The 17,931-nt window shown below is 64.9% G+C and carries 17 protein-coding genes; 10 read left to right on the forward strand and 7 right to left on the reverse strand.

Going from position 1 to position 17,931, the window contains the following annotated elements:
• The first annotated feature begins 45 nt into the window (after positions 1-45).
• On the forward strand, positions 46-1,002 hold the full coding sequence (locus tag EN857_RS30550) for a sugar-binding transcriptional regulator (RefSeq protein ID WP_127392237.1): 957 nt from the start codon (positions 46-48) through the stop codon (positions 1,000-1,002).
• A 74-nt stretch (positions 1,003-1,076) separates the two neighbouring features.
• Here the strand turns inward: EN857_RS30550 and EN857_RS30555 are convergent, their stop codons facing one another.
• The gene (locus EN857_RS30555) at positions 1,077-1,262 is read right to left on the reverse strand and encodes a hypothetical protein (protein WP_127392246.1); all 186 of its coding nucleotides are present in this window, start codon (positions 1,260-1,262) and stop codon (positions 1,077-1,079) included.
• A 110-nt stretch (positions 1,263-1,372) separates the two neighbouring features.
• Here EN857_RS30555 and gcvA point away from each other — a divergent pair, with 110 nt between their 5' ends.
• The 9 genes from gcvA (at position 1,373) to EN857_RS30600 (ending at position 11,398) form a co-directional block, all read left to right on the forward strand.
• Positions 1,373-2,281, forward strand: coding sequence for a transcriptional regulator GcvA (gene gcvA, locus EN857_RS30560; RefSeq protein ID WP_135859559.1), 909 nt, complete (start codon positions 1,373-1,375; stop codon positions 2,279-2,281).
• 195 nt (positions 2,282-2,476) lie between these two features.
• Positions 2,477-3,787, forward strand: a complete 1,311-nt coding sequence (locus EN857_RS30565) for a sugar ABC transporter substrate-binding protein (protein ID WP_127392239.1) — start codon at positions 2,477-2,479, stop codon at positions 3,785-3,787.
• 139 nt (positions 3,788-3,926) lie between these two features.
• Positions 3,927-4,799, forward strand: coding sequence for a sugar ABC transporter permease (locus EN857_RS30570; protein WP_126057039.1), 873 nt, complete (start codon positions 3,927-3,929; stop codon positions 4,797-4,799).
• Positions 4,800-4,810: 11 nt separating this feature from the next.
• Positions 4,811-5,635, forward strand: a complete 825-nt coding sequence (locus EN857_RS30575) for a carbohydrate ABC transporter permease (protein ID WP_126057038.1) — start codon at positions 4,811-4,813, stop codon at positions 5,633-5,635.
• A gap of 52 nt (positions 5,636-5,687) precedes the next feature.
• The gene (locus EN857_RS30580; RefSeq protein ID WP_127392240.1) at positions 5,688-6,692 is read left to right on the forward strand and encodes an ABC transporter ATP-binding protein; all 1,005 of its coding nucleotides are present in this window, start codon (positions 5,688-5,690) and stop codon (positions 6,690-6,692) included.
• Positions 6,689-7,459, forward strand: a complete 771-nt coding sequence (locus EN857_RS30585) for an L-iditol 2-dehydrogenase (protein WP_127392241.1) — start codon at positions 6,689-6,691, stop codon at positions 7,457-7,459. Before EN857_RS30580 ends, EN857_RS30585 begins: the two co-directional genes overlap by 4 nt.
• 173 nt (positions 7,460-7,632) lie before the next feature.
• On the forward strand, positions 7,633-9,111 hold the full coding sequence (locus EN857_RS30590; protein ID WP_127392242.1) for a mannitol dehydrogenase family protein: 1,479 nt from the start codon (positions 7,633-7,635) through the stop codon (positions 9,109-9,111).
• A 20-nt stretch (positions 9,112-9,131) separates the two neighbouring features.
• Positions 9,132-9,815 (forward strand): HAD family hydrolase, encoded by a 684-nt coding sequence (locus tag EN857_RS30595; protein ID WP_127392243.1) that lies wholly within the window; start codon positions 9,132-9,134, stop codon positions 9,813-9,815.
• Positions 9,812-11,398, forward strand: a complete 1,587-nt coding sequence (locus tag EN857_RS30600) for an FGGY-family carbohydrate kinase (protein WP_127392244.1) — start codon at positions 9,812-9,814, stop codon at positions 11,396-11,398. The genes EN857_RS30595 and EN857_RS30600 overlap by 4 nt, the downstream gene beginning before the upstream one ends.
• Here EN857_RS30600 and ugpC read toward each other — a convergent pair.
• The 6 genes from ugpC to EN857_RS30630 all read right to left on the reverse strand — a co-directional run bounded on the left by ugpC (position 11,391) and on the right by EN857_RS30630 (position 17,801).
• A complete protein-coding gene (gene ugpC / locus EN857_RS30605) occupies positions 11,391-12,503 on the reverse strand; it encodes a sn-glycerol-3-phosphate ABC transporter ATP-binding protein UgpC (RefSeq protein WP_128346439.1) in 1,113 nt (370 codons plus the stop codon). The two genes, EN857_RS30600 and ugpC, sit on opposite strands and share 8 nt — an antisense overlap.
• A 2-nt stretch (positions 12,504-12,505) precedes the next feature.
• Positions 12,506-13,552: an NAD(P)-dependent alcohol dehydrogenase gene (locus EN857_RS30610; protein ID WP_127392169.1), complete on the reverse strand. Its 1,047-nt coding sequence runs from the start codon at positions 13,550-13,552 to the stop codon at positions 12,506-12,508.
• 15 nt (positions 13,553-13,567) lie between these two features.
• The gene (locus EN857_RS30615; protein WP_127392170.1) at positions 13,568-14,380 is read right to left on the reverse strand and encodes a carbohydrate ABC transporter permease; all 813 of its coding nucleotides are present in this window, start codon (positions 14,378-14,380) and stop codon (positions 13,568-13,570) included.
• A gap of 11 nt (positions 14,381-14,391) precedes the next feature.
• A complete protein-coding gene (locus EN857_RS30620) occupies positions 14,392-15,258 on the reverse strand; it encodes a sugar ABC transporter permease (protein ID WP_127392171.1) in 867 nt (288 codons plus the stop codon).
• A 110-nt stretch (positions 15,259-15,368) separates the two neighbouring features.
• Complete coding sequence (locus EN857_RS30625) at positions 15,369-16,643, reverse strand: extracellular solute-binding protein (RefSeq protein ID WP_127392172.1); 1,275 nt, start codon at positions 16,641-16,643, stop codon at positions 15,369-15,371.
• 240 nt (positions 16,644-16,883) lie between these two features.
• Entirely contained in the window at positions 16,884-17,801 is a 918-nt protein-coding gene (locus tag EN857_RS30630; RefSeq protein WP_127392173.1) for an AraC family transcriptional regulator, read from the reverse strand.
• Positions 17,802-17,931: the final 130 nt, after the last annotated feature.

A 17,931-nucleotide genomic window follows, 5' to 3' on the forward strand; every position in this document is an offset into this window, starting at 1 on the left:
AAGCTAGTGGTCCCGCGCACTGTTGGGCGGGTTTGGGAGGCAGAAGTGAATTCGCGGCAGGACAGCGGCAGCAACCGGTTGGACGACGCGGCGCGCGCCGGCTGGCTGTATTATGTTGCCGGCAACACGCAGGACCAGATCGCCTTGACGCTTGGCATTTCCCGCCAGACAGCGCAGCGGCTGGTGTCGCTGGCGGTCTCGGAAGGGCTGATCAAGGTGCGTGTCGACCATCCGATCGCCAATTGCCTCGACCTGGCAGCGCGGCTCAAATCGCGCTTCGCGCTCGATCTGGTCGAAGTGGTGCCGAGCGATCCCACCTCGTCCTCGACGACGATCGGCGTCGCCGAGGCGGCGGCTGCGGAAATCGAGCGGCGGCTGCGTTCCCCGGAACCCCTGGTCATGGCGATCGGCACCGGGCGCACGCTGAAGGCGGCGATCGAGCAACTGCCGCCGATGGAATGCCCGCAGCACAAGGTGGTGTCGTTGACCGGCAACATCTCGCCGGACGGCTCCGCCGCCTTCTACAACGTCATCTTCACCATGGCCGACAGGGTCAAGGCGCGCTCCTTCCCGATGCCGCTGCCGGTCATCGCCTCCTCGCCGGAAGAGCGCGACATGCTGCTCAGCCAGCCGATGATCCAGCCGACGCTGGCACTGGCGGCGGAAGCCGACGTTACCTTCGTCGGCATCGGTGATCTCGGCCCCAAGGCCCCGCTCTACGAGGACGGCTTCATTTCCGAGGGCGAGTTGAAGTCGCTGCAGAAAGCCGGCGGCATCGCCGAGATCGTCGGCTGGGTGTTCGACCGCGAGGGCCGCATGATCGACGGCATCACCAATGACCGCGTCTCTTCGGCGGCGTTGCCGTCGCGCGAAAGGTCGCTGGTCATTGCGCTCGCCATGGGCGAGCGCAAATTGCCCGGCATCCTCGCCGCCGTGAACCGGCGTCTGGTCAACGGCCTCATCACCGACGAGCGAACCGCGACAGCCTTGCTTGGCGTATGATCTGCGCCTCGGGTTCGGAGCCGTTCATGCGCCAAGCCAGCAGGCGCTCCGATCTCCGATAAAATCAGCAGGGCCTAATTGTAGGGATCGAAATTGCCGTTGCCGTCCAGCAAGCCCATGTCGCGCTGCAGGTGCGGTGACAGCTCCCTGATGTCGAGATAGGCCCGCCGCTTCGCCCGATGGTGCGCAAATCCACGCGCAAGCCATGAAAACCAAGCCTGGCCTGGAACGAGAAGCAGTTTTTCCTGTACCGTGGTCATCATCGTCAGCCTTCGCTATGTCTGGACGAGAGGTGTCGTCGACCCCAGATATCGGTCCGATCGGCCGCTGCGACCAATCAAACGTCGATCACGGCCCATAAGGAGCCCTTATGCCCGAACTCAGCTCACGGCAGCTCGCCCAGCTCCCGCCGCTCGCCGCGATCCGGGTCTTCGAGGCGGTGGCGCGGCATCTCTCCTTCACCAAGGCGGCAACCGAGCTCGGCATGACGCAAGCCGCGGCGAGCTACCAGATCAAGCTGCTCGAGGAGCGCGTCGGCTCGCCGCTGTTCCTGCGCAAGCCCAAGCAGATCGTGCTGACCGAAGCCGGTCAGCGCCTGGCGCCGGCGGTCAGCGAGGCCTTCGCCCTGTTGAGCGGCGCCTATGCCGCGGCCCGCGGCGGCGCCGACGGCGTGCTCTGCGTCTCGACGCTGCTCACCTTTGCTTCCAACTGGCTTGCCCGGCATCTCGGCTCCTTCCAGGTCGCGCATCCCTCGCTCGCCGTCCGCCTCGACACCTCGAACCGCCTGGTCGACTTCGCCCGCGAGGACATCGACATCGCCATCCGCTCGGGCGGCGGCACCTGGCCGGGCGTCGAGGTGCACAGGCTGTTCAATGCCGATTTCACCCCTGTGCTCAGCCCGGAGCTTGCCGCCAGCATCGGCGGCGTCAGGGAGCCGGCCGATCTCCTGCGCCTGCCGATCCTCGATCCCGGCGACATCTGGTGGCGGGACTGGTTCACCGCCGCCGGCCTGCCGGTCGAGGAACTGGCCAGGCGCCCCAACACCAGCATGGGCGCCCAGGCCTATGAGGCCAATGCCGCGATCGCCGGCCAGGGCGTGGCGATCGTGACCAGGGCGCTGTTCAAGGCGGAGCTCGCCGACGGCCGCCTGATCCAGCCTTTCGATCTGGTCGGCGACGATGGCCATGCCTATTGGCTGGTCTATCCGACGGCGCGCCGCAACGTGCCGAAGATCCGCGCCTTCCGCGACTGGATCCTGGCCGAGATCGCCTGCCAATAGGCTGATCGCCAAAACCCGTCCCTGGCCAACCCCGCCGGCGCCTCTTCATGCCATCCGACCGTGCGCTTTTGCGTGTCGGCGCAGGGGTCGCTTGTGCTGCGCTGCAGCATCGAATCCGGCTTGACATAATTCACACCAGATGAGTAATTGCTCACAGCCAAGGCAAATGCTCACTTGGTTTATGGGAGGAATTTGATGAAACTTCGCACGCTCACCCTGGGCCTGTTGTCGGCCAGCGCTCTTGCGTTCGCCGCGCACGCCGAATCCATCACCATCGCCACCGTCAACAATGGCGATATGGTCCGCATGCAGAAGCTGACCGACGACTTCACCAAGAAGAACCCCGACATCCAGCTGAACTGGGTCACGCTCGAGGAAAACGTGCTGCGCGAGCGCGTCACCACCGACATCGCCACCAAGGGCGGCCAGTACGACGTCATGACCATCGGCACCTACGAGGTTCCGATCTGGGCCAAGCAAAGCTGGCTGCTGCCGCTCGACAAGCTCGGCGACGACTACGACACCAAGGACATCATTCCGGCCATCGCCGGCGGCCTGTCGGTCGACGGCAAGCTCTATGCCGCGCCCTTCTACGGCGAGAGCTCCTTCGTCATGTACCGCAAGGACCTGATGGAGAAGGCCGGGCTGACCATGCCCGATGCGCCGACCTGGGACTTCATCAAGCAGGCCGCCGACAAGATGACCGACCGCGCCAACGGCGTGAACGGCGTCTGCCTCCGCGGCAAGGCCGGCTGGGGCGAGAACATGGCCTTCCTGACCGCCATGTCGAACTCCTTCGGCGCCCGCTGGTTCGACGAGAACTGGAAGCCGCAGTTCGACCAGCCCGAATGGAAGAACACGCTGCAGTTCTATGTCGACCTGATGAAGGCCGACGGTCCCGAGGGCGCCTCGTCCAACGGCTTCAACGAGAACCTGGCGCTGTTCCAGCAGGGCAAGTGCGGCATGTGGATCGACGCCACCGTCGCCGCCTCCTTCGTCTCAGACCCGAAGAACTCCACCGTCGCCGACAAGGTCGGCTATGCGCTGGCGCCCGACAATGGCCTGGGCAAGCGCGGCAACTGGCTGTGGGCATGGTCGCTGGCAATTCCCGCCGGCACGCAGAAGGCGGAAGCGGCCGAGAAGTTCGTCTCCTGGGCAACCTCGAAGGGCTATCTCGATCTGGTCGCGGCGAAGGAAGGCTGGGCCAACGTTCCGCCGGGAACGCGCACCTCGCTCTACAACAACGCCGAGTACCAGAAGGCGGCGCCCTTCGCCAAGATGACGCTGGACTCCATCAACGCGGCCGACCCGACGCATCCGACGGTCAAGCCGGTGCCCTATGTCGGCGTGCAGTTCGTCGCCATTCCTGAGTTCCAGGGTCTCGGCACCACTGTCGGCCAGCTGTTCTCGGCGGCACTCGCCGGCCAGTCGAGCGTCGACGACGCGCTGAAGCAGGCTCAGGACGCAGCCACCGCGGCGATGACCGAAGGCGGCTACATCAAGTAAGGCTCCTCCCGGTGCCGAACGCCGGTAGCGCATCATGACCGGCATTGGCCGCCCGAATCCCAGTCGGGCGGCCACCTTCACAATCTCGGAAATTGTGACACAACTCTAAAATCCGGCTGACATTTGGAGGGTGACCGTCATGGCTACTCAGCAGACCCGTTCGCTTGCCCGCTTCATGATGGCGCCATCGGTGATCCTACTGTTCGTCTGGATGATCGTGCCGCTTGCCTTCACGCTCTGGTTCTCGTTCCTGCAATACAATCCGCTGAACCCGATCCGCGACGGTTTTGTCTGGTTCTCCAACTACAAGCTGTTCTACTCCAACCCGGCATTCTTTGCGGCCATTCTCAACACGCTGACCATCGTCGTCAGCGTGCTGGTGATCACGGTGGTCGGCGGCATCCTCCTGGCGATGCTCATCGACCAGCCGATGTGGGGACAAGGCATCGTCCGCATCCTCGTCATCTCGCCGTTCTTCGTCATGCCGCCGGTAGCGGCGCTGGTCTGGAAGAACATGATTATGCACCCGCAATACGGCGTCTTCGCCGATATTGCGCGCTTCTTCGGCGGCCAGCCGATCGACTGGTTCGGCCAGCATCCGCTGACCGCCGTCATCATCATCGTCGCCTGGCAGTGGCTGCCCTTCGCCACGCTGATCCTGTTGACCTCGCTGCAGTCGCTCGACGGCGAGCAGAAGGAGGCGGCCGAGATGGACGGCGCCGGCTTCCTCAGCCGCTTCATCTATCTGACGCTGCCGCACATGTCGCGCGCCATCACCGTCGTCATCCTGATCCAGACGATCTTCCTGCTCTCGGTCTACGCCGAGATCCTGGTCACCACCAATGGCGGCCCCGGCTACGCCTCCACCAACCTGCCCTTCCTCGTCTATCAGAAGGCGCTGCTCGAATTCAAAATCGGCCAGGCGTCCGCCGGTGGCGTGATCGCCGTCATTCTCGCCAACATCGTCGCCTTCTTCGCCATGCGCGCAGTCGGCAAGAACCTCGATAAGTAAGGGAGGATAAGATGGCACGCGCAGTCACCACCCAGCACAAGACGATCGCCACGGTGGCGGCCTGGATCGTCGCCCTGCTGATCTTCTTCCCGATCCTCTACACGATCATCACTTCGTTCAAATCGGAGCAGGAGGCGATCCAGGGCTTCGCCCTGATCCCTTCGGGGACGTTCGAGAGCTATTCCGAGGTCCAGGCGCAGAGCGGTTATTTCAAGTTCTTCCTGAATTCGGTGATCCTGTCGGTTGGCTCGACCATCCTGGCGCTCATCATCGCCATCCCGGCGGCCTGGTCGATGGCCTTCTCGCCGACCAAGCGCACCAAGGACATCCTGATGTGGATGCTGTCCACCAAGATGATGCCGGCGGTCGCGGTGCTGTTCCCGATCTACCTGATCTTCCGCGACACCGGCTTGCTCGACAGCCGCGTCGGTCTGATGGTCATGCTGATGCTGATCAACCTGCCGATCGTGGTGTGGATGCTCTACACCTATTTCCGCGAGATCCCGGGCGAGATCCTGGAGGCTGCGCGCATGGACGGCGCCTCGCTGTGGAACGAGATCGTCTATGTGCTCACCCCGATGGCGGTGCCGGGCATTGCCTCGACCATGCTCTTGAACATCATCCTGGCCTGGAACGAAGCCTTCTGGACGATCCGGTTGACCACCACCGAGGCGGCGCCGCTGACCGCCTTCATCAGCTCCTTCTCCAGCCCGCAAGGCCTGTTCTGGGCCAAGCTGTCGGCGGCCTCGACGCTGGCCATCGCGCCGATCCTGATCATGGGCTGGTTCAGCCAGAAGCAGCTGGTGCGCGGCCTGACATTCGGCGCGGTGAAGTAGTAGGGCGCCGCAAGCGGCGGACGACGGACAATAATCCCTCGGGGAGGAAACCATGGGAAACATCACGCTCAAGAACGTCTCCAAATCCTTTGGGTCGACGACGATCATTCCGAACATCGACCTGGTCATCGAGGATGGCGAGTTCGTCGTGTTCGTCGGTCCGTCGGGCTGCGGCAAGTCCACGCTGCTCAGGCTGATCGCCGGGCTGGAGGACACCAGCGGCGGCACCATCAATATCGACGGCCGCGACGTCACCGGCGAGGCGCCGGCCAAGCGCAAGCTGGCCATGGTGTTCCAGTCCTATGCGCTCTATCCGCACATGACGGTCGCCAAGAACATCGCCTTCCCGCTGAAGATGGCGGGCGAGGACCAGGCGACCATCGACAAGAAGGTCAAGGACGCCGCGCGGGTGCTCAACCTCACCAACTACCTCGAGCGTCGTCCGGGCCAGCTCTCCGGCGGCCAGCGCCAGCGCGTCGCCATCGGCCGCGCCATCGTGCGCCAGCCTTCCGCCTTCCTGTTCGACGAGCCGCTCTCCAACCTCGACGCCGCACTTCGCGGCACCATGCGCCTCGAGATCAGCGAACTGCACCACCAGCTCAAGACGACGATGATCTACGTCACCCACGACCAGGTCGAGGCCATGACCATGGCCGACAAGATCGTCGTGCTCAACGCCGGCAATGTCGAGCAGGTCGGCTCGCCGATGGAGCTCTACAAGACGCCGAAGAACCTGTTCGTCGCCGGCTTCATCGGCTCGCCGAAGATGAACCTGATCGAAGGCGCGCCGGCGGCGAAATACAGCGCCAAGACCATCGGTATCCGCCCCGAACACATGAACATCTCGACCACGGCGGGCGACTGGAAGGCATCCGTCGGCGTCGCCGAGCATCTCGGTTCCGATACTTTCCTGCATGTCCATGCCGACAGCGTCGGCACCTTGACGGTGCGCGCCGACGGCGAGCTCGCGGTCCATCATGGCGACACCATCTATCTGACGCCCGACCAGGCCAAGCTGCATCGCTTTGGCCCGGACGGAAAGGCGATGGCCCGGTGAGGCTCAAAGGCAAATCGGCGCTGATCACCGGGTCGGCGCGCGGCATCGGCAGGGCGTTCGCCGAAGCCTACGCGCGCGAGGGTGCGACAGTGGCGGTTGCCGACATCGATCTGGCGGCGGCCGAAAAGACGGCGGCCGCTATCGGCGACAAGGCCTACGCCGTCAAGCTGGACGTCACCGATCAGGCCTCCATCGAGGCGGCGGTGAAAGCAGTGGAGACCAGGACCGGCGGCCTCGACATATTGATCAACAACGCCGCCATCTTCGACCTCGCGCCGATCGTCGAGATAACCAGGGCGAGCTACGACAAGCTGTTTTCGGTCAACGTCGCCGGCACGCTGTTCATGCTGCAGGCGGCTGCCCGTTCGATGATCGCCAGGGGCAAGGGCGGCCGGATCATCAACATGGCAAGCCAGGCCGGCCGGCGCGGCGAGCCGCTGGTCGCCGTCTACTGCGCCACCAAGGCCGCCGTTATCTCGCTCACCCAGTCGGCTGGGCTCGATCTGATCAAGCACCGCATCAACGTCAACGGCATCGCTCCCGGCGTCGTCGACAGCGACATGTGGGACCACGTCGATGCGCTGTTCGCCAGATACGAGAACCGGCCGAAGGGCGAGAAGAAGCGGCTGGTCGGCGAGGGCGTACCCTACGGGCGCATGGGCAAGCCGGAAGACCTCGCCGGCATGGCCGTGTTCCTGGCCAGCGACGAGGCCGAATACATTGTCGCCCAGACCTACAATGTCGACGGCGGCCAATGGATGAGTTGACGGGGATGAGTTGAGGGGAAAGGCGCCTCTCCCTTCCTCCGGGGAGAGGCTGCCGCCGGGGCATGCGGGGGCGGCATGAATGCTGGCAGGCAAATGCCGCCCCTCGCTGCCGCTCCTTCTCCCGAGGGTTGGGAGAATTGTCAGGCCATGTATCGGCCAAAGGGTAAAAGCAGATGACCGTGAAACTCTCTTCCTCAAACCTCGCCAAGCTCCCCCCGAAGGTCTCCGGTCCGAACTATGACCGCGCCAGGCTCAAGGCCGGGATCGTGCATTTCGGCGTCGGCAATTTTCATCGCTCGCACCAGGCCGCCTATCTCGACGACCTGTTCAACGCGGGCCTCGGCCACGACTGGGCACTGATCGGCGCCGGCGTCTTCGCCGGCGAGAAGATCGGCCGCGGCAAGCTCGAGGAACAGGACTGGCTGACCACGGTGGTCGAGCAGGACCAAGGCCATATGAGCGCCCGCGTCACCGGCGCCATGATCGATTTCCTGATGCCGGGCGAAGCGGCCGCGATCATCGAGCAGCTTGCCGACCCGGCGATCCGGATCGTCTCGCTGACCATTACCGAAGGCGGCTATTTCATCGATCCGGCTTCCGGTGTCTTCAACCCGACCCATCCCGACATCGTCGCCGATGCTCAGCCGGGTGCGGAGCCGAAGACCGTATTCGGCCTCATCCTTGCGGGGCTGGTGCGCCGCCGCGCCGACGGCATCGTGCCGTTCACCGTCATGTCCTGCGACAACATCCCCCATAACGGCCATGTCACCTCCGACGGCGTCATCGGCCTGGCGCGGCTGATCGACGAGGATCTGGCCAACTGGGTACGGGACAACGTCGCCTTTCCGAACGGCATGGTCGACCGCATCACGCCGGCCACGACAGACCGCGAGCGCGGCATCCTGGCCAGCGATTTCGGACTGGAGGACAACTGGCCGGTGTTCTGCGAGCCGTTCCGCCAATGGGTGCTGGAGGATCATTTCACCGCCGGACGGCCGGCGCTGGAAAAGGTCGGCGTGCAGTTCGTCGGCGATGTCGCGCCCTACGAGTTGATGAAGATCCGCATCCTCAATGGCGGTCATGCCACAATCGCCTATCCGGCCGGGCTGATGGACATCCACTTCGTCCACGAGGCGATGCAGGAGCCGCTGGTGCGCGGCTTCCTCGCCAAGCTGGAACGCGACGAGATCATCCCGACCGTGCCGCCGGTGCCGGACACGGTTCTGGAGGACTATTACCAGCTCATCGAGCGCCGCTTCTCCAACCCCAAGATCGGCGACACCATCCGCCGGCTCTGCCTCGACGGCTCCAACCGGCAGCCGAAATTCATCATCCCGACCATTGCCGACCGGCTGAAGGCGGGCAAGGGCGTCGCCGGCCTCGCGTTGGAATCGGCGCTGTGGTGCCGCTACTGCTTCGGCACCACCGACAGTGGCGTCGTCATCGAGCCCAACGATCCGAATTGGGATCGCCTGCAGGCGACCGCCAGGGCGGCGAAGGATGCGCCCGGCGCCTGGCTGGCCATGGAGGACATCTATGGCGATGTCGGCCGCTCCGCCGCCTTCGCCGAGGCTTTTGCCCATGCGCTCAACGTCTTGTGGGCAAACGGCGCGCGCGAGACGCTGACGCGCCATCTCGCCGGCAAGCTCTGAAGCCACCGGAAGCAGCCAGGATGACGCCCGAACTGGTCATCTTCGACTGCGACGGCGTGCTGGTCGACAGCGAGGCGCTTTCGGTCTCGGCACTGCTCGGCATGATCGCGCTCGCGGGTGGTACGGTCTCGGAGGATGCCGCCTACGAGCATTTCCTCGGCAAGAGCATGAAGAGCGTGCGCGAGATCCTCGGCAGCGAGTTCGGGCTCGAGATCAGCGACCAGCACCTCACCGCGATGCGCGTCGACCTGATGCGCAAATTCCGTGAGGAGTTGAAGCCGATCCCCGGCATCAGGGAGGTGCTGCCGAGACTTGGCCTGCCGTTCTGCGTCGCCTCTTCCGGCACGCTGGAGCGCATCCGCTACGCGCTCGATGTCACCGGACTGCTCGGCCTTCTGGAACCGCATCTGTTCAGCGCCGCCATGGTCAAGCGCGGCAAGCCGGCGCCGGACCTTTTCCTTCATGCCGCTGCCTGCATGCGGGCAAAACCGCGCAAATGCCTGGTCATCGAGGACAGCCCGGCCGGCGTCGCCGCGGCCCGCGCGGCGGGCATGCGTGTCTTTGCCTTCACCGGCGGCTCGCATGCCGACAACCCCGCCTTGAAAGCGCGGCTTGCGTCGACCGAACCGGACTTTATATTCGCTGACATGCTGCAATTGCCCGATCTGATTGCAGGCCTGGGAGCGAGAGTAAAAGCATCTTGACCAACAGTTTCGTTTGCGCGGTCGATGTCGGCACCGGGAGCGCCCGCGCGGGCATTCTCGACGTCAATGGCACCTTGCTCGGGCGCGCCGATCATCCGATCGCCATGCATCAGCCCAAGGCCGATCACGCCGAGCATGATTCGCGCGATATCTGGTCGGCGGTCTGCAAGGCCGTGCGCGCCGCCGTCGCCAAGGCGGGGATCGCGGCCGATGATGTCGTCGGCATTTCCTTCGACGCCACCTGCTCGCTCGTGGTGCGAGGTAGGGATAGCGAACAGCTCAGCGTGTCGGTCACCGGCGAAAAGCGCTGGGACACCATCGTCTGGCTCGACCACCGGGCCATCGCCGAGGCCGACGAGTGCACGGCGAGCGGCCACGCCGTGCTCGACTATATCGGCGGCGTCATGTCGCCGGAAATGGCGACGCCGAAGCTGATGTGGCTGAAGCGCCATCTGCCCGCGACATGGAACGAAGCCGGCTATCTGTTCGACCTCACCGATTTCCTGACCTGGAAGGCGACCAGGTCGCTGGCGCGTTCGCAATGCACGCTGACCGCCAAATGGACCTATCTGGCGCATGAGCAGACAAGCTGGCGGCGCGACTTCTTCGAGACCGTCGGCCTCGGCGATTTGTTCGAGCACGGCAATTTGCCGGAGAAGGCCAGCCCGGTCGGCGCCGATATCGGCCCGTTGACGGCGCAAGCGGCGGCCGAGCTTGGCCTGGGCGAAAAGTGCCGGGTCGGCGCCGGCGTCATCGACGCCTATGCCGGCGCGCTCGGCGTGCTCGGCGGCTTTGCCGGCGACCAGAAGAACATCAGCCGACATCTGGCGCTGATCGCCGGCACCTCCTCCTGCGTCATGGCGATGTCGCCCGACCCGCAGCCCTTCGCCGGCGTCTGGGGGCCCTATTATGGCGCGGCGCTGCCGACGCTCTGGCTCTCGGAAGGCGGCCAGTCGGCCACCGGCGCGCTGCTCGACCACATCATCCGCTGGCATGGCGCCGGCGGCGAGCCAAATACAGCGATGCATGCCAGGATCGCCAGCCGCGTCGCCGAACTGCGCGCCGCCGAGGGCGAGGCATTAGCGGCGAGGCTGCACGTGCTGCCGGATTTCCACGGCAACCGCTCGCCGCTGGCCGACCCGCACGCCGTCGGCGTCGTCAGCGGCCTGACGCTGGACTCCTCCTTCGACAGCCTGTGCAAGCTCTACTGGCGCACCGCCGTCGGCATCGCGCTCGGTGTGCGCCACGTGCTGGAAGCGCTGAACGAGAACGGCTATTTGATCGACACGCTGCACGTCACCGGCGGCCACACCAAGAACCCGCTGCTGATGGAACTCTACGCCGATGCCACCGGCTGCACCGTGATCGAGCCGCTGGCCGACGAGGCGGTGTTGCTCGGCACCGGTATGGTGGCGGCCACCGCCGCCGGGCTCTACCCTGATCTGAACGCCGCCTGTGTCGCCATGCAGCAGGGCGGCAGGAAGCGCGCCGCCAATCCGGCGGCCGGCGCCCGCTTCGACCGCGACTACCGCATCTTCCTGGAGATGCACCGGCAGCGGCAGGCGCTCGACGCGATCAGCTGAGCAGGCTGCCGTTTCGTTCCGGCTTGCGCAGCGAGGCGCCGGATGTCGCGTCGAACAGATGGATGCTTTCCTCGTCGAATGTGTAGCGCACAGGCGCGCGCAACGCCGGGCATTCGCGCGCCGGCACCAGCGCGCTGATCTCCTTGCCGCCGGAGCCGAACGTCACCAGCGCGTCATTGCCGTGGAATTCGATGAGGTCCGCGCTGCCCTGCAGCAGGTTCCGCCCGGCATCGGCGCCTGCCGTCTTCAGGTCGGGAGGCCGGATCCCGAGCACGGCGCGATCGCCATGCTGGAGATGGAAGGCCGAGCCGTCCAGCGAAAGCACCGTTCCGGCGCCGGTCAGCGACCAGCCACCTCCCGCGCGGCCGACCGTCACCTCGACGAAATTCATGTTCGGCGTGCCGATGAAGCCGGCCACGAACAGGTTGCCGGGCCGGCGATAGATCTCCGCCGGCGAGCCGACCTGCTCGATGACGCCATCCCTGAGCAGCACGATGCGGTCGGCCAGCGTCATCGCCTCGAGCTGGTCGTGGGTGACGTAGACGGTCGTCGTCTTCAGCGACTGGTGCAGCCTTGCGATCTCGATGCGCATATGGTTGCGCAGCTTGGCGTCGAGATTGGACAGCGGCTCGTCGAACAGGAACACTTTCGGTGTCTTGATCATGGCGCGAGCGATCGCCACGCGCTGCTGCTGGCCGCCGGAAAGCTCGGCCGGCTTGCGGCCGAGATAGGGGTCGAGCCCCAGCGTCCGGGAAACCGCCTCGACCCGTTTCACGATCTCCGCCGCCGGCACTTTCTGCCGTCGCAGCCCGAAGGCGATGTTGTCGAAGATCGTCATATGCGGATAGAGCGCGTAGTTCTGGAACACCATGGCGATGCCGCGGTCGCCGGGCTCGAGGTCGTTGACCACCTTGCCGCCGATCGAGACCTCGCCGCCAGTGATGTCCTCCAGCCCGGCGAGCAGCCTGAGCAGCGTGGACTTGCCGCAGCCTGACGGGCCGAGGAACACGACGAATTCGTGCTCTTCTATGCTGAGATTGAGATCTCGGATGACGGCGGTTGCGCCGTAGGCCTTGTCGACATGGGAGCAAACGATCGCGGACATGGTCAGCCCTTCTCGCCGGTAAGCAGGATCTGCAGCTTGACGTCCTGCGGGTTGCCCTCGGCCGCCCGCTCGAAGGCCTTGATGCTGTCGGAGAAATCATAGGTGCCGGTGATCAGCGGCTTGAGGTCGACCTTGCCGGAGGCGATCAATTGCAGGGCGCGGTCGAAGATGTTGGCGTAGCGGAACACCGTCTCGATGCGGGCTTCCTTCGAGATCGCCGCCGGCACGTCGAGGCTGACCGGCTCCACCGGCAGTCCGACCAGCACCACCGCGCCGCCTGGCCGCACGATGTCGAACAAATTGGCGAAGGCTTTCGGGTTGCCGCTGGCTTCGAATACGATGTCGGCGCCCCAACTGTCGGTCGCAGCCGCGACGGCGTCGACCAGCGACTGCTCGCCGATGTTGACCGGCACGATGCCTTGATACTGCGCGGCGATCTTCAGCTTGGGCGCCGAGAAGTCGGAGATCAGCACCTTCGAGCAGCCGCCTGCCAGCGCTGCCAGCGCGATCATGATGCCGATCGGGCCGCAGCCGACGACGACGGCGACATCGCCGGGCACGATGCGCGCCCGCGCCGCTGCCTGCATGCCGATGGCGAAGGGTTCGACCATGGCGCCTTCGGCGAAGGAGACATTGTCCGGCAATTTGTAGGTGAAGGCCGCCGGATGCACCGCGAAAGGCGCAAGCACGCCATGCACCGGCGGCGTCGCCCAGAAACGCACGTCCGGATCGACATTGTAGATGCCGAGCTTGGTCGCGCGCGACGACAGGTTCGGCACGCCGGGCTCCATGCAGACGCGGTCGCCGACCTTCAGGCTCGCGACGTTGGCGCCGACCTCGATGATCGTGCCTGACGCCTCATGGCCGAGCACCATCGGCTGGCGCACTATGTAGCTGCCGATGGCGCCGTGCGTGTAGTAGTGCACGTCGCTGCCGCAGACGCCGACGGTGTGGATGGCGATCCTGACGTCGTCCGGTCCGACATCGAGCGGCAGCGCGATCTCGCGCAGCGACAGCTCGCCCTTTTTCTCAAGTACCAGTGCCTGCATCGGGTAATCCTCGCATCAAGTCTTCTTTTGCCGGAAAACGGTATTCAGGAAGCCGCTGAGCACGCCGAGGAACAGCAGCGGCGGCAGCGACAGGAGCACGACCGAGGCATTGAGGATGCCCCACGGCACGTTCATGCCTTGCTGCGACAATTCCGAAGCGACGATCGGCAGCGTCTTGGCGTTGGAGCTGGACAGCATCAGCGCGATCAGGAACTCGTTCCAGACCAGCACGAAGCTGAACGCGATGGCGCCGGCGAGCGAGCGCGCCGCGACCGGCAGCGCGATCCGCCAGAACACCGAATAGGCGCCGTAGCCGTCGACGAAGGCCGCTTCCTCGATTTCCTTCGGCACGCTTTGGAAGGCCGGAATGGCGAGCCACATGATCACCGATATGGTGAGCAGCGAATAGGTGACGATCAGCGCCGGCAGCGTGTCGTAGAGGCCGATCTGCAGCCAGATCACCATCAGCGGAATGGCCACCGCCACCGGCGGCAGGAAGCGCAGCGACAAGACGAAGAACTGGATGTCGCCGGCGAAGCGGTTGGGATAGCGCGCCACCGCGTAGGCCGCCGGCAGGCCGAGAACGACGCCGATCAGCACGGCCAAGCCGCAGGCGACGACCGAGTTGTAGAGCCCGGTCATCACGCTGTCGCGGCCGATTATGTAGCTGATGTTGGCAAGCGTCGGCGTGAACACCAGGCGCGGCACCCGCGTGATGATGTCGACGTTGTTCTTCAGCGCGTTGAGCGCCGTCCAGACGAGCGGGAACACGGCGAGGAATCCGGCCAGCGCCAGGATGGCCTTGGCGATCAAGCGGCCCGGTCGCATGCGGTACCGCCTCATGCCTGCACCCGCTTCCACAGCATGGTGAAGGTGATCACTGTGGCGATCATCATCAGCACCGCCATGGCCGAGGCGTAGGAGACCTTGCCGGACTCGATGAAGCCTTGCGAGAACGCGTACATGTCGAGCGTCTCGGTCGCCACGCCCGGCCCGCCGCGCGTCATCACATAGATCAGGTCGAAGGAGCGCAGCGACTCGATCATCTTGACGAACATCAGGCTGATCAGCGGCGCCTTGAGCATCGGCAGGGTGACGTAGGCATGGATCTGCCAGCGCCTGGCATGGTCGAGCCGCGCCGCCTCGATCGGCTGCGGCGGCAATGTCTCGAGCAGCTTCAGCACGATCACCGCGAAGAACAGACCCCACTGCCAGACATCGACCGAGGCGACGGCGAACAGGGCGGTCGAGGCCTTGGAGAGCGGATCGACGATCAGGCCGCCGGTGACCAGCCGGTAGGGATAGGTGGCGATGCCGTAGAGCGGATGGTAGGCGAACTTCCACACGAAGGCCGCCGAAACGCGCGGCAAAAGCACCGGGATGATGAACAGCAGGCAATAGATGTTGCGCAGCCGCGGCGACGCGACTTCGAACATCAGCACGCCGAGGCCGATCGCGACCACCATGGTCGCCACGACGGTGACGATCTCCCATTTGACCGAGACCCAGACGGCGTTGAGGAATCGGCGGTCGAGGAAAAGGTCGGCAAAGTTCGAGAACCAGACCCAGGAATAGCCCGGCGTGCTCAGTTCGCGGTTCTGCAGGGCGATGACGATGGCGTAGAGCGTCGGCACCATCGACAGCACCAGGAGAATGGCGAGCGTCGGGACGAGAAAAGTGACGGGCAGGAAAGAGCGTCGGCGCATGGCCTATCCTCGCGGGCCTTTCGGGTGTTGGCGGTCGTGAGAAGATCCGCGGCGCGCAGGTCCCGGCATTCCGGCGAATGCCGTGGACCGCGCGCCGCGGGTGGGAGGAATTACTTCTTCTTCACCAGCTCGTTGGCATAGGCCTCGAGCTCGTTGAGGCTGCCCTTGATGTCGGTGCGCGTGCCGGTGACCAGCTCTTCGAGGATGATGCCCCAGCGGTCGCCGAGATCCGGCCAGCGCGGATCCTGCCAGAAGTTCACCGCCGTCACCTTGCCGGTTTCGGCCAGCGCCTGGCCGAGATCGGCGCCGTAGATGTTGGCGAATTCCTTGCTGGACAGGATGCTGGTGCGGTTGAGCTCGCCGAACTGGTGCGCGTCGAGCCGGCGCTTCTCGTTCTCCTTCGATGTCGCCCAGGCGACGAACAAGCCGGCGCACTTCTTCGAGGCGTCGTCCGGATTGGCCTTGGTCGCGATGGCGAGGCCATGGCCGTAGCCGCCGCCGGGCAATGGCGCGGGCGGCGGCAGGAAGCCGACCTTGCCGACCACCTGCGAGGTCTTCGGATCGACCGCCATGCCCGACAGCGGCGTCGATTCGACGAGGATGGCGACCTGGCCAGATAGGAAGGCGCCGGTCGATTCATCCCAGCTGCCGGTCTGCGTGCCGGGCGCCGAATCCTTGAACAGCTTGAGGTAGGTCTCGGTCGCCTTGACCGCGGCATCCGAATTGAAAGCCGGCTTGTCGCCGTCGAACCACTTGCCACCATAGGCCTTGAAGTAGGGCATCCAGCGCCAGACATTGGCGCCCGAGCCGCGCGCGCCGCGCAGCGCGATGCCATACATGCCCTTGTCGGCATTGGTCAGCTTCGGCACGTCGGCGAGCAGCTCGTCCAGCGTCTTCGGCGGCTGGATGCCGGCGGCCTCCAGAATGTCCTTGCGATAGACCATCAGGTCGCCGCCGCCGGTCAGCGGCGCGAACCAGACCTTGCCGTCATAGGTGGCGACCTTTTGCCGGCCGGGATCGAAATCGGCGAAATCATATTCAGCCGGATAATAATCGGCGAGCGGCGCGATCCAGCCGGACGACGCGAACAGCGCGACATTGGCTTCGTCGACATAGTAGACGTTGTAGTTGCCGACGGTGGACGCATCGGCGCGCGACTTTGCCCGGCGGTCGTTCTCGTTGAGGTAGTCGATCTGGAAGCCGGCGCCGGAGAGCTTCTTGAACTCGTCCTTGGAGTCCTCCAGCAGCGTCAGTCCGTCGCGCGGCTGCGCCAGCACCTTGACCGGCGCCGAGCAGACCGGCGCCTGCGCCAGCGCCATCGTTGAAGCGGAAGCGGTAAGCACGAAAGCTGCGCCCAGGCTGGCAGCGAGCCGAGTTGATTTCATTGGTTTTTCTCCTCCAGGAATCGTCGCGGGAAGCGGCTGTCCTCGGGCTAAGCGACCCTCACCGTCGCCCGAGCGACTTGCCACCCGTCGCCAAAATGAGGAGTTGCTAAGGGGGAGGCTAGAAGCCCCGTTGCAGTAAACCTGTACTTTTATGCATTGTGCGGCGCAAAAAACCGCCAAGGCGGGACCGACCTGTCACACGAGTATCAGTGCTGTTTTGGGAGTCGGTTCTCGACCGGATCAGGCCCGCATCGCCAGCCGCTGCCGCGACAGCTTGCGGTAGGATGACGGCGTCATCTTGTGCTTGCGCAGGAAGGCGCGGTTGAAGTTGGAAATGTTCATGTAGCCGACCTGGAAGCAGATGTCGGTGATTGGGACGTCGGTATCGGAGAGCAGCTTGCAGGCCTGCCACAGCCTGAGTTTGGCGACATGGTCGCTGAAGCTGTTGCCTGTGTTCTTCTGGAAGAAGCGCGAAAATGTGCTTTCGCTCATCCCGGCCAGCTCCGCCACATCCGGCAGCTTCAGGTCCTCGGCGAAGTGCTGGAACAGATAGGTCAGCGTGCGCTGGATGATGTCGAGCGATTGGGCGTCGAGCAGCGGCGAGAAATCCGGCGACGACAACAGCTCGTATTGATCGGTGCTGGCCAAGAGGTCGACCAGCTCGAGGAACAGGCAGAGCCTTGGCAGCCCGTGCACCGTGCCCATCCGTTCCATCAGCGCGGCGCCGTCGATCGCCGTCTGTCCGTGGAAGACCATGCCGCGCAGCGACCGCTCCAGGAACGGCTCCAGCTCGCGCAGCTCCGGCAGCAGGCCCGCCGAGCCGCGCAGCCGCTGCGGATCGAACTGCAACACGATATCGCGCCCTTCGATTAGCTCGCCAGGCTGCACGGCCGTCACCCAGTCATGCGGCAGGCCACCGCCGACGATCGCCAGGTAACCCGGCCCGAACTCGCCGATATGATCGCCCACCAGCGCCACGCCCGACGATTTCCTGAGCAAATGGATTTCGTATTCCGGATGGAAGTTCCAGACGTTGCGTTCCCACGGATAGTCGTCCAGACGCCACAGGAAGCTGTCGCTCGCTTCGGTGACGATGTGCTCGAAGGAGGGCACGGTGCGCGGGATCGCGGCGGTATTTTTCCTTTGCCTGAACGTCATCCATTCCTCCCGTCCCGGAAACCCGTAGCAGGCTCCGCGCGGCAAGTGAACGAGGCGCCGGCGCCGCTGGCTCAATGGTTCGCCGCCCGTCCTCCCTTGCCTTCATGTCGCATTTCGTTCAATAGACGAC

The sequence above is a fragment of the Mesorhizobium sp. M4B.F.Ca.ET.214.01.1.1 genome, assembly GCF_004791545.1.
Classification (GTDB): Bacteria; Pseudomonadota; Alphaproteobacteria; order Rhizobiales; family Rhizobiaceae; genus Mesorhizobium; species Mesorhizobium abyssinicae.

Bases quoted from the DNA above. Each gene is read 5' to 3' on its own strand.
- EN857_RS30575 (WP_126057038.1), top strand. From the start codon at position 4,811: ATGGCACGCGCAGTCACCACCCAGCACAAGACGATCGCCACGGTGGCG.
- EN857_RS30565 (WP_127392239.1), top strand. From the start codon at position 2,477: ATGAAACTTCGCACGCTCACCCTGGGCCTGTTGTCGGCCAGCGCTCTT.
- EN857_RS30610 (WP_127392169.1), bottom strand. From the start codon at position 13,552: ATGCAGGCACTGGTACTTGAGAAAAAGGGCGAGCTGTCGCTGCGCGAG.
- gcvA (WP_135859559.1), top strand. From the start codon at position 1,373: ATGCCCGAACTCAGCTCACGGCAGCTCGCCCAGCTCCCGCCGCTCGCC.
- ugpC (WP_128346439.1), bottom strand. From the start codon at position 12,503: ATGTCCGCGATCGTTTGCTCCCATGTCGACAAGGCCTACGGCGCAACC.
- EN857_RS30630 (WP_127392173.1), bottom strand. From the start codon at position 17,801: ATGACGTTCAGGCAAAGGAAAAATACCGCCGCGATCCCGCGCACCGTG.
- EN857_RS30555 (WP_127392246.1), bottom strand. From the start codon at position 1,262: ATGACCACGGTACAGGAAAAACTGCTTCTCGTTCCAGGCCAGGCTTGG.
- EN857_RS30625 (WP_127392172.1), bottom strand. From the start codon at position 16,643: ATGAAATCAACTCGGCTCGCTGCCAGCCTGGGCGCAGCTTTCGTGCTT.
- EN857_RS30570 (WP_126057039.1), top strand. From the start codon at position 3,927: ATGGCTACTCAGCAGACCCGTTCGCTTGCCCGCTTCATGATGGCGCCA.
- EN857_RS30615 (WP_127392170.1), bottom strand. From the start codon at position 14,380: ATGCGACCGGGCCGCTTGATCGCCAAGGCCATCCTGGCGCTGGCCGGA.
- EN857_RS30620 (WP_127392171.1), bottom strand. From the start codon at position 15,258: ATGCGCCGACGCTCTTTCCTGCCCGTCACTTTTCTCGTCCCGACGCTC.
- EN857_RS30580 (WP_127392240.1), top strand. From the start codon at position 5,688: ATGGGAAACATCACGCTCAAGAACGTCTCCAAATCCTTTGGGTCGACG.
- EN857_RS30595 (WP_127392243.1), top strand. From the start codon at position 9,132: ATGACGCCCGAACTGGTCATCTTCGACTGCGACGGCGTGCTGGTCGAC.
- EN857_RS30590 (WP_127392242.1), top strand. From the start codon at position 7,633: ATGACCGTGAAACTCTCTTCCTCAAACCTCGCCAAGCTCCCCCCGAAG.